We start from the raw sequence: 15078 nt of genomic DNA, 5'->3' as shown, positions 1-15078 counted from the left end.
GTCCCGCCTTTGTCATATCTGTACACACCGGTACGGGCTCACACACCACGTTCGAGTGGACGTACGCACAGGTGCCCGGCACCACACGAGGTGGCGCCGGGCACATGAGCGGTGTACGCCCGGACGTGTCGGGCCCGGGCGTGTCCCGGCCGCCGCCGGGCCGGATCGCGGTCCGACCAGGGGCGGACCGGGATCCGGGCGGGGTGCGGCTAGGCGCGTCCCGCCGTCTTCTGCGTCTTGCGGGTGACGGAGTCGATCACCACGGTGGCCAGCAGCACCGCGCCGGTGATCATGTACTGGATCGGTGTGGCGATCCCCTCCAGGGCCAGACCGTACTGGATCGATGTGATGACCATGACACCGAGGAGGGCGTTCCAGGTGCGGCCGCGGCCGCCGAAGAGGCTGGTGCCGCCGATGACGGCCGCCGCGATGACGTTCATCAGCAGGTCGCCCGCGCCGGCGCTCTGGTTCGCCGCCGCGATCTTGGAGGCCCAGAACAGGCCGCCGATCGCCGCGAACGTGCCCGCGATGGCGAAGACGGTGATGCGCACCCGGTTCACGTTGATGCCCGAGCGCCGGGAGGCCTCGACGCTGCCGCCGAGGGCGAAGACCTGGCGGCCGAAGGTGGTGCGCCGCAGGACGAAGTCCGTGGCGACCAGGGCCAGCAGGAAGAGCAGGACCGCGAGCGGCATGCCCTTGTACTGGTTGAAGACGACGGCGGGGCCGAAGGTGAACACCGCGAGGAGCGCGGTGCGCAGCAGGATCTCGCCGAGCGGGCGGGAGGGGACCCCGGCGGCCTCGCGACGCCGCGCGTCGGAGAAGGAGGCGAGGAAGTACGCCGCCGTGGCGAGGGCGGCGAGCCCGTAACCGACGGCCACGTCCGAGAAGAAGTACGTGGTCAGCTTGCCGACCACGCCGTCCGCGTCGATGTTGACGGTGCCGTTGCTGCCGAGGATCTGCAGCATGGCGCCGGACCAGAACAGCAGGCCCGACAGGGTGACGGCGAAGGCCGGGGCGCCGATCTTGGCGAAGAAGAAGCCGTGGAGGGAGCCGATCAGGGCGCCTCCGGCGATCGCCGCGAGGACGGCCAGCCATTCGTTGACGCCGTGGGTGACGGCGAGGACCGCGACGATGGCGCCCGAGACGCCGCTGACCGAACCGACCGAGAGGTCGATCTCGCCGAGCAGCAGGACGAAGATGATGCCGACCGCCATCATGCCGGTGGCCGTCATCGTGATCGCGATGTTGGTGAGGTTCTCGGGGCCGAGGAAGTTCGAGTTCAGGCTCTGGAAGATGCTCCAGATGATGATCAGACCGAGGACGACGGGGACGGAGCCCAGGTCGCCGGCCTTGAGCTTGCGGCCGAACTCGTTCAGGTAACCGGCGAACCCCTGCTCGCGCACGAGCAGCCGGGGGTCCACGGCCGGGATGGCGTCCGCGGCGGCCGGGACGGGGTCGGTCGGCCTGGCGTGCTGCGGTCCCTTGCCCAGCGGACCGGCCGGGCGATTCTGGGTACTCACTTGCGGGCCTCCCCGGTACGGGCCGCCCGGCGGGTCACGGCGTTGTCCGTGGCCCCGGTGATGGCGGAGATGATCTCTTCCTGCGACGTGTCCTTCACGGAGAAGACGCCGTTGTTGCGCCCGAGGCGCAGGACGGCCACCTTGTCGGCCACGGCCTTCACGTCGGCCATGTTGTGGCTGATGAGGATGACGGCGTGGCCGCGCTCGCGCAGCCGCTCCACGAGGTCGAGCACCTGTGCGGTCTGCTCGACGCCGAGGGCGGCGGTGGGCTCGTCGAGGATGACGAGCTGGGGCTCGCCCAGCATGGAGCGGGCGATCGCCACGGTCTGGCGCTGGCCGCCCGAGAGCGAGGCGATGGGGATGCGCACGCTGGGGATCCGGATGGACAGGGTGGTGAGCAGCTCGCGTGCGCGGCGCTCCATCTCCACCTCGTCGAGGACCCCGCGCCGCTTGATCTCGCGCCCCAGGAAGAGGTTGCCGACGACATCGATGTTGTCGCAGAGCGCGAGGTCCTGGTAGACCGTCGCGATGCCCAGGTTCTGGGCGTCGTGGGGCTTGGTGATGGACACCGGGCGCCCCTGCCACTCGATGACTCCGTCATCGATGGGGTGCACGCCGGCGATCGTCTTGACCAGCGTGGACTTACCGGCGCCGTTGTCGCCGACGAGGGCGACCACCTCGCCTGAGTGGATCTCGAGTTCTACGTCGGTCAGGGCCTGGACGGCGCCGAACCTCTTCGAGACCCCTCGCAACGCCAGCACGGGCGCAGCGGACACATGAACCATCTCCTTCGCCGCCTGACCGGCGGGGATGTCGTGCAAAAGAGCAGGACCACAGGGGGTATGAACAAGGGTAGGTAAAACGTTTCTGTACGGCGCCCCGCCAGTGGCGGGAGTTGGAAGGCGGGGCGCCGACAGGCGTGGGGGCCGCGCTCGGCGGGGGCGTCGGCCCGTGGGGGCCTGCGGTCGCCGGGCGCGGCGGGGCCCTACTTCAGGCCGAGGGTGGCGCAGGCGGCGGCGTACTTGTCGGTGCAGATCTCGTCGGCCGTGTAGACGTTGTCACGGATGACGGTGTCCTTGATGTTCGCCTTGGTCAGCGAGACGACCGGGATCAGCACGGACGGGACGCCCTTGGTGGTGGGGCTGTCGACCTTGGACGTGGCGACGACCTCGATCCGCTCCTTCTTGGCGAGGGCGACGGCCATCTTGGCGGCGGCCTCGGCCTCGGGGGCGTACGGCTTGTAGACGCTCATGAACTGCTCGCCCGCCACGATCCGCTGCACACCGGCGAGTTCGGCGTCCTGGCCGGTGACCGGGGGCAGGGTGGACAGACCGGCCGCCTTGAGGGCGGTGATGATGCCGCCGGCCATGCCGTCGTTGGCCGAGTAGACGCCGACGATCTTGTCCTTGCCGACCGCGGAGAGCGCGGCCGCCATGTTGGTGTTGGCGTTCTCCGGCTTCCACTCGACGGTGTCGTACTCCTTGGCGACGTTCACCTTGCCGTCGAGGACGGAGTGCGCGCCCTGCTTGAACAGCTTGGCGTTCGGGTCGGTGACGGACCCGTTCATCATGACGATCTGGCCGTCCTTGGCCTTGTCGCCGAGCGCCTCCAGGAGCGCCTTGCCCTGGACCTTGCCGACCTCTTCGTTGTCGAAGGAGGTGTAGGCGTCGATCGGGCCCTCGGCCAGACGGTCGTAGGCCACGACGGGGATGCCCGCGTCCTTGGCCCGCTTGACGGAGCCCGCGATGGCCTTGGAGTCCACGGCGTCGATGATCAGGACGTTCACCTTGTTGGTGATCATCGTGTCGACCTGCGAGTTCTGGGTGGTCGCGTCCTGCTTCGCGTTGGCGTAGACCACTTCGCCCTTGCCGCCCGTGAGCTCGGCGACCTGCTTCTCGATCAGCGGCTTGTCGAACTTCTCGTAGCGCGCGGTCTGGTTCTCCGGCAGGAGCAGGCCGACCTTGATCGCGTTGCCCTTGACGGTGTTGGTGTCCGACTTGCTTCCGGACTCCTTCGCACTGCCACAAGCGGCGAGCGAGACGGCCATCGCGCCCGCGGCGACGGCAACAGCGGTTCTGCGCATACGCGTGTTCATTACTTGAACCTCCCTGACGAGGCCGCAACGTTGCGGCCGAGGTGGATGTGAGTCAACCCCGGCCGCAAGATTGCCGTCAAGGAGTGAATCCTTAACGAGATGACAACGGTGCCATCCGTTATCTAACTGAATGCAGCAGCACGGGCTCCTGAAACCCGCCAAGTACGGTCGAATCGCCCATCTCGCTCAGCACCAGCGCCAGCGCGCCCAGCACCTCGGCCCGGCCGCCCAACGAGCCCGTGAGGACCGACAACTGACGCGCCGCACTCGGGATGGCGTACCGGCCCACGGACTCGCGTATGGGGGCCAGGACCAGCTCTCCGGCGTCCGCCAGCGAACCGCCCAGCACCACCCGGCTCGGGTTCAAGAGGTTGCAGAGGCTCGCCACGCCGCTGCCCACGTGCCGGCCCACGTCGGTGATCACCCGGCGGCAGCCCGGGTCGCCGCCGCGGGCGAGCTCGACCACCCGCTCCATGGTCAGTTCCGGCCCGTGGCTGCTCTGGAGCAGCGGCAGGACGTAGCGGGCCGCCGCGAAGGTCTCCAGGCAGCCCCGGTTCCCGCAGCGGCACACCGGACCCGACTCGTCCAGCGTGATGTGGCCTATCTCGCCCGCGGTGCCCCCCGGGCCCCGGTAGATCTGCCCGTTGATCACCAGACCGGCGCCGACGCCGCTGGCGACCTTGATGTAGGCCAGGTCCTTGACCCCCCGGCCGCTGCCCCACACCAGCTCGCCCAGCGCGCCGAGGTTCGCGTCGTTGTCGACGTACACCGGGACGCCGAGCCGCTGCGAGAGCTCCCGGCGCGGATTGATGCCGGCCCAGCCCGGCAGGATCGAGGTGGACCCCAGGTTCCCGGATTCGCCGTCGATCGGGCCGGGGACGCCGAGGCCGACGCCGATGACCTTGTCCCGGCTCACCCCGATGCCGTCGATCAGACTGCCGACCAGCGCCTCGGCCCGGTCGAAGCCGTCCACCCAGGAGGCGTCGACGTCCAGCGGCTCGGCCTCCTCGGCCAGCACCTGGTGGGCGAGGTTGCCGACCGCCACGCGCAGGTGCGTATGGCCGAAGTCGACGCCGATCACGATGCCCGCGTCGCCGCTCAGCGAGACGCTGCGGGCCCGGCGGCCCCCGGCGGAGGTCGGGGTGACCTCCACGGTCCCGCCGTCCTTCAGCTCGCGGACGATGTTGGAGACCGTGGCCGCCGACAGTCCGGTGGTACGGGCGATCTCCGCCTGGGTCAGCGAGCCGGCGAGCCGGACCGCCCGCACGACCCGTTCGAGGTTCGCGCGGTGCAGTGACGACTGCGATCCCGGAGTCTTCACGACTCATCCACTCCTGCCATGAGCGACGGCCTGCGTCGCCCCCCGGCCGGGATCGCCTTGACGAGACCCCGGCGTCTCTCCAACTTGTGAACCCTTAGTCGAGCCTTTGGACATCCAGACGTCAAGAGGCCGACGCAGCACGAATCGGCCACTACCGGTCATAAGGCGGGAGAAACATCCCCGGGGCCCGTGTTACGGTCGCTGAGGCGCCGGTCCTCTGCGGCCATTCCGGCCGGACCGGGCGCCACGTCGATGACGGCGCTACGCGAGGAGGTGTTCGGGAATGAGTCCCGACCGAAGTCCTTGCCGCGCTCTCGTCGGTTGATCGGCCGCACCGGCTGACCCTTCTTCCTTGAGTGCGCACGGCCGCGGCATGCCCGCGGAGGCCCGTGCACGTCCTCATGCCCTCCGCACGCCCCGGCCCCGCGCCCGGCGTGCGTCATCCATGCCCGTCGGCGCTCCGCGCGGCCCCTGCCGCCCCGCGCCGACCCATGATCACTCCACGTGACCGCGCGGCTCCGTGCCGCCCGGACGCCGTGGAGGGAGGTATTCGTCATGACCATGCTCACCCCCCGGACCCCCACGAAGCTCGCACCGCCGGGCCGGGCCCGCCGCGAGCGCAAGGCGGCGGAACTCGAAGCCCGGACCCGCGCGGTCGGCGAGCGGCTCACCGCGCTCAGCGCCCGGCCCGGCCCGCAGGTGCTGCGGGACCTGTCCGCCACCCCCGACGGCCTCATCCGCGCCGAGGCCGCACTGCGCCTGGAGCGCGGCGGCGCGAACGCCGTCGCCCGGGAGCGCGCGCCCCGCTGGTGGGTCCAGCTCGCCAGGGCGTACGCGAACCCCTTCATCGCGGTCCTGGTCTTCCTGGCCGCCGTCATGTTCTGGCAGGACCCCGCCGACCCGGGCGTCATCATCCTCTCGGTGATGGTCGCCGTCAGCGGACTGCTGCGCTTCTGGCAGGAGTACCGCTCGGGCCGGGCCGCCGACGCGCTGAAGCAGCTCGTCACCACCACCTGCGCGGTCCAGCGGCGGGCGGACGGCGGCTCGGTCCCGACGACCTTCGAGATCCCGATGGACCGGGTCGTGCCCGGTGACGTCGTCAAGCTGGCCGCCGGTGACCTGGTCCCCGCGGACCTGCGGCTGGTCACGTCCAAGGACCTCATGGTCAGCCAGGCCGCCCTGTCCGGCGAGTCGCTGCCGGTCGCCAAGGCCGACACCCGCCCGGTGGACCTCGGGCAGGCCGCGACCGCCGACCCGGTCGAGGCCGACAACCTCTGCCTGATGGGGACCTCCGTCACCTCGGGCACCGCCACCGCGGTCGTCGTCGCCACCGGCACCGACACCTACTTCGGCTCGATGGCGGGCTCGCTGGCCGGTGAGCGCCCGCAGACCGCCTTCGACACCGGCGTGCGCAAGGTCAGCTTCCTGCTGATCCGCTTCATGCTGGTGATGGTCCCCGTCGTCTTCATGATCAACGGCTTCACCAAGGGCGACTGGAACGCCGCCTTCCTGCTCGGCATCGCCGTGGCCGTGGGCCTCACGCCCGAGATGCTGCCGATGGTCGTCTCCGCCAACCTGGCGCGCGGCGCGGTCGCGATGGCCCGGCACAAGGTCGTCGTCAAGCGGCTCAACGCGATCCAGAACCTGGGCGCGATGGACGTGCTCTGCACGGACAAGACCGGCACCCTCACCGAGGACCGGATCGTCCTCGACCGCCACCTCGACGTGCACGGCGACGAGGACGGCGAGGTGCTGGAGTACGGCTACCTCAACGCGCACTTCCAGACGGGCCTGAAGAACCTGATGGACCAGGCGGTCATCGACCGCGTGGGCGAGGCCGAGGAGGTTGTCGTCGACACCCGGTTCTCGATGGTCGACGAGATCCCCTTCGACTTCGCCCGGCGCCGCATGTCCGTGGTCCTGGCCCGCAACGCCCTGGACGGGCCGTCCGACAGGTCCGAGCACGTGATGATCACGAAGGGGGCGGTCGAGGAGGTCCTCGGGCTCTGCGGCCACGTGCGGGACCGCGGGCGGATCGTCGAGCTGACCGATCAGCTGCGGTGGCACGCCACCCGGGTCGCCGAGGACCACAACCGCCGGGGCCTGCGGGTACTGGCCGTGGCCACCCGCACGATCGCCTCCCCCCGCGACACCTACACCGTCGCGGACGAGGACCGGCTGACCCTGGTCGGCTTCCTCGCCTTCCTGGACCCGCCGAAGGCCGACGCGGGCCGCGCCCTGAAGGCCCTGGCCGACAAGGGCATCGCCGTCAAGGTGATCACCGGTGACAACGAGCTGGTCGCGGCGCGGGTCTGCGCCGACGTCGGGATCGACGTGGGCCGGGTGGTCCAGGGCCGCGCCCTGGACACCCTCGACGACACGGACCTGCGCGAGCTGGCCGCCCGTACGACCGTCTTCGCCAAGGTCAACCCGGTCCAGAAGGCCCGCATCGTGCGGGCCCTGCAGGCCGGGGGACACACGGTCGGCTTCCTCGGGGACGGCATCAACGACGCGGCCGCGCTGCGCGACGCGGACGTCGGCATCTCGGTGGACACCGCCGTCGACATCGCGAAGGAGTCGGCGGACATCATCCTGCTGGAGAAGGACCTGACCGTCCTGGAGCACGGCGTGGTCCAGGGCCGGACCACCTTCGGCAACACCGTCAAGTACATCAAGATGACCGCCAGCTCGAACTTCGGCAACGTCTTCTCGGTCCTGGTGGCCAGCGCGTTCATCCCGTTCCAGCCGATGCTCGCGATCATGCTGCTGATGCAGAACCTGGTCTACGACATCGCCCAGCTGGCGACCCCCTGGGACCGGATGGACGAGGAGTACCTGCGCGAGCCGCGCAGCTGGGACGCCAAGGGCATCGGCCGGTTCATGGTCTGCATCGGCCCGATCAGCTCGGTCTTCGACATCGCGATGTTCCTGATCATGTGGAACGTCTTCGGCGCCGACAACGAGGCGGCCCAGTCGCTCTTCCAGTCCGGCTGGTTCGTCGAGGGGCTGCTCTCGCAGACCCTGGTCGTCCACATGATCCGCACCCGCAAGATCCCCTTCATCCAGTCGCGGGCGTCCTGGCCGGTGCTGGTGATGACCGTCCTCGCCGTGCTGACCGGGCTGTACCTGCCCTTCTCGCCGCTGGCCGGACCGCTCGGCCTGGTGGCGCTGCCCGCGGGCTACTTCCCGTGGCTGATCGGCGTCCTGCTCGCCTACTGCACGCTCACGCAGCTGTTGAAGGGCCTCTACATCAAGAAGTTCGGCAGCTGGCTGTAAGGCGCGCCAACGGCCGGCCGCGACGGGAAGGTTCCCGCGCGGCCGGCCGTCGGCGAGTCCCGCTACTTGAGGGTGGCGGAGGTCAGACCGGCCTGGATCTGCCGCTGGAAGGACAGGTAGACCACCAGCATCGGGATCATCGCGATGGTGACGCCGGCGAAAAGCACCGGCAGGTCCGTCTCGTAGCCCATCTGGTACTGGAGCTGGATCAGGCCCTGGGTGAGCATGTAGCGCTCGGGGTCCGATCCGGACTGCGGCTGCATCAGCACGGCGGGCAGGATGTACTGGTTCCACTGCCCCAGGACATTGAATATCCCGACGGAGATCAGGCCGGGCCTGGCCATCGGCAGCATCACCTGGAAGAAGATCCGGGTGTCGGAGGCTCCGTCGATCACCGCCGCCTCGTAGACCGCGGTGGGCAGCGTGCGGAAGAACGAGTGCATGAAGAACACGGTGAACGGCATCGAGTAGGCGACGTACACCAGGATCAGGCCCTGGAAGCTGTTGAGCATGTCGAGCCGCTTGACCATGAAGAACAGCGGTACGAGCGCCAGGAACACCGGGAACATCGCCCCGCTGACGAAGAAGTAGTAGATGACCCGGTTCCCCTTGAAGGGGTAGCGGGCCAGCACGTACGCCGCCATCGAGCCCAGCAGCATGGTCAGCGGGACGGAGAACACCATCACGATGACGGTGTTGCCGAAGTAGTCGCCGATGCCCTTGTCCCAGGCCCGGGAGAAGGCGTCGAAGTGCCAGTTGGAGGGCCAGCTCAGGGCCGAACCGCCGATCTGGACGTCGGTCTTGAAGGAACCGAGCGCCAGCCAGATCAGGGGCAGGACGATCAATATGGCCCACACGGCGAGGAAGCCGTGCGAGAAGACGTTGAGCACCGCCCCCTCGGAGCGGCCGGAGCGGCCGGGCGCGGCCGGCTTCTTGCGGTCCCCGCCCTCGGCGGCGGCCTCACCGGGTGCCTTGATGACTGTGGTCATGGTGTCTCCCGCTCAGAACTCGATGCGCTCGCGGCGGGTGGCGCGCAGCGTGACGAGGGAAAGGATCAGGGTGAGGAGGAGCATGACGACTCCCATGGCACAGGCGTAGCCGCTCTTGCCGAAGTACAGGAAGTTGCGCATCAGGACCGTCGCCATGACCTCGCCGTGGTGGTCGGGTCCGCCGCCGAACTGGCCGGATGTCATGGTCGACACGAGGACGAACATGTCCATCGCGGCGATGCCCAGATAGACCGCGGAGGTCTGCACAGAGTCCCACAGCAGGGGCAGCGTGACCTTGATGAAGGTCTGGGCGCGTCCCGCGCCGTCGAGCAGCGCGGCCTCGTAGATGTCCTTGGGGATGGTCTGCATCGCCGCGGAGAAGAGCACCAGGTAGAAGCCGACGCCGTGCCAGACGACGACGCCGAGCATGCACCACAGCACCAGGTCGGGCTCGTTGAGCCACTCGATGGGGTGCAGCCGGTCGATGACGTGCAGCTTGGTCAGCAGGCCGTTGAGCAGGCCGCCCTCGTCGCTGCGGTAGACGGCACCGAAGAGCACCGCGAGGATCGCGAGCGAGAGGACCTGCGGGAAGAAGTAGACGATCTTGTAGAAGGCCGCGCCCCGGACGCCACGCACGCCGCCCGCGCCGCTGCGCCCTCCGACGTTCACCATGAAGGCGAAGAAGAGGGCCAGCAGGATGGTGATGGTCGGGACGAACACCAGGAGGAAGAGGTTGTGCAGCAGGGCGCCCCGGAAGACCTCGTCCTTCATCAGGGTCGCGTAGTTGTCCAGACCCACGAAGTCGAACGTCGGCGACTGGCCCGACCAGTTGGTGAAGGAATAGCCGAACGTCTGGATGTACGGCCAGATGACAAAGGTCAGATACAGCGCGAGGGGCAGGAAGAGGAATCCGGCGATGAAGCCGACCTGTCCTCTGCCCCGGGCAACGTGACTCATGGTGTCCGTCCCTGATGGTTCCCCCGGCTGGCGCCGGGTGGTGCCCCCGGCCGGCGGGCCGGACGGGGGCGGTGGCGTCAGCTGCGGTGGTTGTTCTTGGCGTTGGGGTCCTTGGCCGCCTTGTCTACCGCAGCCTGGGCCCGCTTGATCCATTCCTTCGGCTGGATTCGCTTGGCCATCAGCTCATTGGACGCGGCCTGGATCTCGTTGTCCATCTCGCTGTACCAGTCCGGGTACAGGTAGGCGAAGGTGTTGGTGCCGGCCGCCTTGACCGCGGTCACCGCCGAGGCGGTACCGGGGCGCAGCTTGACGTTCGGGTCGACGCCGTCCTTGACCACGGTCAGGGAGTTGGCCTGCTGGGCGAAGAGGGTCGACCATTCGCGGGAGAGCATCGAGCGCAGGAACTCCAGGCCGCCCGCCTTGTTCGCGGCCTTCTCCGGGACGATGAAGGGCTCACCGGCGCCGGCGCGGATGGCCTCGAAGGGCATCTTGCTGTCGGCCAGGACGGGCATCGGGAGGAACTTCATGTCGAAGTCGTCCGGGGTCTGCTTGAGCTGCTCGTTCTCCAGCCAGGAGCCGGAGGGGATGAAGGCGGCCTTGTACTGGTTCCAGGCGGTCTGCGACTCCGTGTGGGTGAGGCCGTTGGTGCCCGGCATCAGGAGGTCCTTCTCGACGACCTCGTAGACCGCCTCGACGGCGGCGAGGGCGGCCGGGTTGTCCGCGAAGGCGTTCGGCGCGAGGTTGTCGATCGCCTTGACGGCGTCGAGGCCGCCCTTCTTGGCGATGAGGTCCATGATGACGACGTTGATGTAGTACGGGAACTTGCCCTGGTGGGCGAGGCCGCCGATGCCGGCCGCCTTGGCCTTGGCGCAGACGTCGAGGAACTGGTCCCAGGTCTTGGGCTCGGCCCAGCCCTTCTCCTTGAAGAGCTTGCCCGAGTACCAGAGGCCGAAGACGGTGTAGACGTAGTAGAGGGCGACGAACTTGCCGCCCTGGGTGCCCTGTTCGACGGTGCCGGGGAGCAGCATGTCCCGGACCTTCTTGGCCGGGTCGTCGAGCGAGGGCGCGTCCAGGACCTGGGTCAGCTCCGCGAGCTGACCCGACTTGGCGAGGACGTCGATCTTGATCTGCTGGGCGCCCGAGTCGTCGACGACGTCCGGCGGGGTGCCGCCGTTGAAGCGCGGCTGGAGCTTGGCGGTGATCTCCTGGGTGCCGAGGTGGGTCGTGCTGGTGCCCCACTTCTTGTCGAAGGCCGCTTCCCAGGCCTTCGCGTAGTCATCGCCGAAGCCGCCCTTGAAGACGACCACGTCCATCTTGCTGCCCTTGGCGACACCGAAGGGGTTGTCCTTGGACGTGACCCCCTTGGAGGCGGTGTCCGAGGGCGCGTCGCCGCCGGAGGCGCAGGCCGAAAGGAAGCTCATCGTCGGCACCGCGATCAGGCCGAGTGCCGCCGACCGCCGGATCAGGTCACGGCGGCCGAGGCCCTCACCGTTGTTGTGCTCGCCCTGGGCGGAGATGGATCCCATGCTCATGTCCTCGCCTTCTCAGAAGTGTGAAGGAGGCCGGAAGTCGCGGCAGTCGCCGCGCATGCGGACAACGCCGCAGGTCCCCGCCCGTCCCCCGGTCCGGCGCCGCGGGAGACGCGGTAGTCCGGACGGGCACAGGTATAGTCCACTTCCGCTCGGATGAGCAAGATCATGCACAGAGAAGACCTTGGGCTTTTCCGAGTTGAGACCTCACCGTCACCTGGCCCCGCCCGCCGGAGGTGGTCCGGGACAACGAAAAGGGCCGTACCCCCTTTAACGGGGATACGGCCCTTTGGTGCCGATGTGCTTCGCCGTGCTCGGCTACGCCCGGCCCTGCTCGGTCGTGCCGGTCGTGCTCAGTTGCGGATGAGGTTCCGCAGCACGTACTGCATGATGCCGCCGTTGCGGTAGTAGTCCGCCTCGCCCGGGGTGTCGATCCGGACGACCGCGTCGAAGTCGACGCCGGTGTCGGTGGTGACCTTGACCGTGCGCGGGGTGGTGCCGTTGTTCAGCTCCTCGACACCGGTGAAGGAGAAGGTCTCCTCGCCGGTCAGGCCGAGGGAGGCCGCCGTGGCGCCCTCCGGGTACTGGAGCGGCAGGACGCCCATGCCGATCAGGTTGGAGCGGTGGATGCGCTCGTAGGACTCGGCGATGACGGCCTTGACGCCGAGCAGCGCGGTGCCCTTGGCGGCCCAGTCGCGGGACGAGCCCGAGCCGTACTCCTTGCCCGCCAGGATGACCAGCGGGATGCCGGCGGCCTGGTAGTTCTGCGAGGCGTCGTAGATGAACGCGACCGGCGCGCCCTCGACCGTGAAGTCGCGGGTGAAGCCGCCCTCGGTGCCAGCCGCGATCTGGTTGCGCAGGCGGATGTTGGCGAAGGTACCGCGGATCATGACCTCGTGGTTGCCGCGGCGGGAACCGTACGAGTTGAAGTCGCGGCGCTCGACACCGTGCTCGGTGAGGTACTTGCCCGCCGGGGTGTCGGCCTTGATCGCACCGGCCGGGGAGATGTGGTCGGTGGTGACCGAGTCGCCCAGCTTCGCCAGCACGCGGGCGCCCGCGATGTCGGAGACCGGGGTGGTCTCCATCGTCATGCCGTCGAAGTACGGGGGCTTGCGGACGTAGGTGGACTGCGGGTCCCACTCGAACGTGTTGCCGGTCGGGATCTCCAGCGCCTGCCACTGCGCGTCGCCCGCGAAGACGTCCTGGTAGGACTTGCTGAACATGTCCTCGCCGATGGCGCTGGCGACGACCTCGTTGACCTCGGCCTCGGAGGGCCAGATGTCCGCGAGGAAGACCGGCTTGCCGTCGAGGTCGGTGCCCAGGGCGTCCTTGGTGATGTCCACCTTCATGGAGCCCGCGATGGCGTACGCGACGACCAGCGGCGGGGAGGCCAGGTAGTTCATCTTGACGTCGGGGTTGATGCGGCCCTCGAAGTTGCGGTTGCCCGAGAGCACCGAGGTGACCGCGAGGTCGGCCTCGTTGATCGCCTTCGAGATCTCCTCGTCCAGCGGACCGGAGTTGCCGATGCAGGTGGTGCAGCCGTAGCCGACCAGGTTGAAGCCCAGCTTGTCCAGGTACGGGGTCAGGCCGGCCTTGTCGAAGTAGTCGGTGACGACCTTCGAACCCGGGGCCAGGGTGGTCTTGACCCAGGGCTTGCGGGTCAGGCCCTTCTCGGCCGCCTTCTTCGCCACGAGCGCCGCGGCGACCATGACATAGGGGTTCGAGGTGTTGGTGCAGGAGGTGATCGCGGCGACGGTGACGGCGCCGTGGTCGATCTCGAACGAGGTGCCGTCGGCCAGGGTCACCAGGGTGGGCTTGGTGGGCACACCGTTGGAGGACGCCGGGGCGTCGGACGCCGGGAAGGACTCCTTGCCGGCCTCCTCGTCGTCGCTGACGTAGTTGCGCACGTCCTGCGCGAACTGCTGCGCGGCGTTGGCGAGGACGATGCGGTCCTGCGGGCGCTTCGGGCCGGCGATGGAGGGGACGACCGTGGAGAGGTCGAGCTCCAGCTTCTCGGAGAAGTCGGGCTCGGCGGCCGGGTCCAGCCACAGACCCTGCTCCTTGGCGTACGCCTCGACGAGCGCGACCTGCTGGGCGTCGCGGCCGGTCAGGCGCAGGTACTTCAGGGTCTCGTCGTCGATCGGGAAGATCGCGGCGGTGGAACCGAACTCCGGCGACATGTTGCCGATGGTGGCGCGGTTCGCGAGCGAGGTGGCGGCGACGCCCTGGCCGTAGAACTCGACGAACTTGCCGACGACGCCGTGCTTGCGGAGCATCTCGGTGATGGTCAGCACGAGGTCGGTGGCGGTGGTGCCGGTCGGCAGCTCGCCGGTCAGCTTGAAGCCGACGACGCGCGGGATCAGCATGGAGACCGGCTGGCCGAGCATCGCGGCCTCGGCCTCGATGCCGCCGACGCCCCAGCCGAGCACGCCGAGGCCGTTGACCATGGTGGTGTGCGAGTCGGTGCCGACGAGGGTGTCGGGGTACGCCTGGCCGCCCCGGACCATGACCGTGCGTGCCAGGTGTTCGATGTTGACCTGGTGGACGATGCCGGTGCCCGGGGGGACGACCTTGAAGTCGTCGAAGGCGGTCTGGCCCCAGCGCAGGAACTGGTAGCGCTCCTTGTTGCGGCCGTACTCCAGCTCGACGTTCTGCGCGAAGGCGTCCTTCGTGCCGAACTTGTCGGCGATGACGGAGTGGTCGATGACCATCTCGGCCGGGGAGAGCGGGTTGATCTTCGAGGGGTCGCCGCCCAGGGCCTTCACGGCCTCGCGCATGGTGGCGAGGTCCACGACACACGGCACGCCGGTGAAGTCCTGCATGATCACGCGGGCCGGCGTGAACTGGATCTCCTCGCTCGGCTGGGCCTGCGAGTCCCAGTTGCCGAGCGACCGGATGTGGGCGGCGGTGATGTTCGCGCCGTCCTCCGTGCGGAGCAGGTTCTCCAGCAGCACCTTCAGGCTGTAAGGCAGGCGGGCGGAGCCCTCGACCTTGTCCAGCTTGAAGATTTCGTACGACTCGTCGCCCACCTGCAGCGTGCTGCGGGCGTCGAAGCTGTTCGCCGACACGACAGTCTCCTTCATGCATGAATTCGCGCGTTCTACCGCATCCTGCCGCGTGGCACTGGGGCCAATCCGCTAAGGTGGAGCTAAGTTAGGTAACCCTTACCCCGGCGGGGGGCTGCGGCGCGCCTTCGGCAGTTATCTCGATGTCGAGATAACTCTAGTACATGTCCGCGTGCGGGGTGCTCCCGGTGGGGCGGGGGCGTGGCTCCGGGGCCGCCGGGTCCGCCAGGCACGCCCCTGGCGGGGCGCGCCTCAAACGCCGGCGGGGCTGGGCATGGCCCCCGGGCCGGGGGAGGCGGGCCGCGGCCGTGCCGGTGCCCCGCACG

At 68.9% G+C, this 15078-nt stretch carries 9 protein-coding genes; 1 reads left to right on the top strand and 8 read right to left on the bottom strand.

From position 1 onward, the window contains the following. Window positions 1–209 precede the first annotated feature (209 nt). The 4 genes from AC0693_RS20865 to AC0693_RS20850 form a co-directional block, all read right to left on the bottom strand. Window positions 210–1430 carry a sugar ABC transporter permease gene (locus tag AC0693_RS20865; protein WP_356405650.1) on the bottom strand — a complete coding sequence of 407 codons (1221 nt, stop codon included), beginning with the start codon at window positions 1428–1430 and terminating at the stop codon, window positions 210–212. An 86-nt stretch (window positions 1431–1516) separates the two neighbouring features. Continuing rightward, window positions 1517–2305, bottom strand: a complete 789-nt coding sequence (locus AC0693_RS20860; protein ID WP_356405428.1) for an ATP-binding cassette domain-containing protein — start codon at window positions 2303–2305, stop codon at window positions 1517–1519. A gap of 200 nt (window positions 2306–2505) precedes the next feature. Continuing rightward, window positions 2506–3615, bottom strand: a complete 1110-nt coding sequence (locus AC0693_RS20855) for a sugar ABC transporter substrate-binding protein (RefSeq protein WP_356405426.1) — start codon at window positions 3613–3615, stop codon at window positions 2506–2508. Between the two features lie 118 nt (window positions 3616–3733). Next, entirely contained in the window at window positions 3734–4936 is a 1203-nt protein-coding gene (locus AC0693_RS20850; RefSeq protein WP_356405425.1) for an ROK family transcriptional regulator, read from the bottom strand. A gap of 555 nt (window positions 4937–5491) precedes the next feature. On the opposite strand from AC0693_RS20850, the gene mgtA reads away from it, so the two are divergent. Then, entirely contained in the window at window positions 5492–8212 is a 2721-nt protein-coding gene (gene mgtA / locus AC0693_RS20845) for a magnesium-translocating P-type ATPase (RefSeq protein ID WP_478802509.1), read from the top strand. 62 nt (window positions 8213–8274) lie between these two features. Here mgtA and AC0693_RS20840 read toward each other — a convergent pair whose 3' ends face one another. From AC0693_RS20840 to acnA, 4 genes are all read right to left on the bottom strand, one after another. Further along, on the bottom strand, window positions 8275–9201 hold the full coding sequence (locus AC0693_RS20840; protein WP_356405421.1) for a carbohydrate ABC transporter permease: 927 nt from the start codon (window positions 9199–9201) through the stop codon (window positions 8275–8277). 12 nt (window positions 9202–9213) lie between these two features. Further along, window positions 9214–10158, bottom strand: coding sequence for a carbohydrate ABC transporter permease (locus AC0693_RS20835; RefSeq protein WP_356405419.1), 945 nt, complete (start codon window positions 10156–10158; stop codon window positions 9214–9216). A 77-nt stretch (window positions 10159–10235) separates the two neighbouring features. Continuing rightward, window positions 10236–11684 carry an N-acetylglucosamine/diacetylchitobiose ABC transporter substrate-binding protein gene (gene ngcE, locus AC0693_RS20830; RefSeq protein ID WP_468465123.1) on the bottom strand — a complete coding sequence of 483 codons (1449 nt, stop codon included), beginning with the start codon at window positions 11682–11684 and terminating at the stop codon, window positions 10236–10238. A 356-nt stretch (window positions 11685–12040) separates the two neighbouring features. Then, window positions 12041–14770, bottom strand: a complete 2730-nt coding sequence (gene acnA, locus AC0693_RS20825; protein ID WP_468464862.1) for an aconitate hydratase AcnA — start codon at window positions 14768–14770, stop codon at window positions 12041–12043. Between the last annotated feature and the right edge of the window lie 308 nt (window positions 14771–15078).

Source organism: Streptomyces sp. NPDC043876 (assembly GCF_056435825.1).
This window is presented reverse-complemented; position numbering and strand designations above follow the sequence as displayed.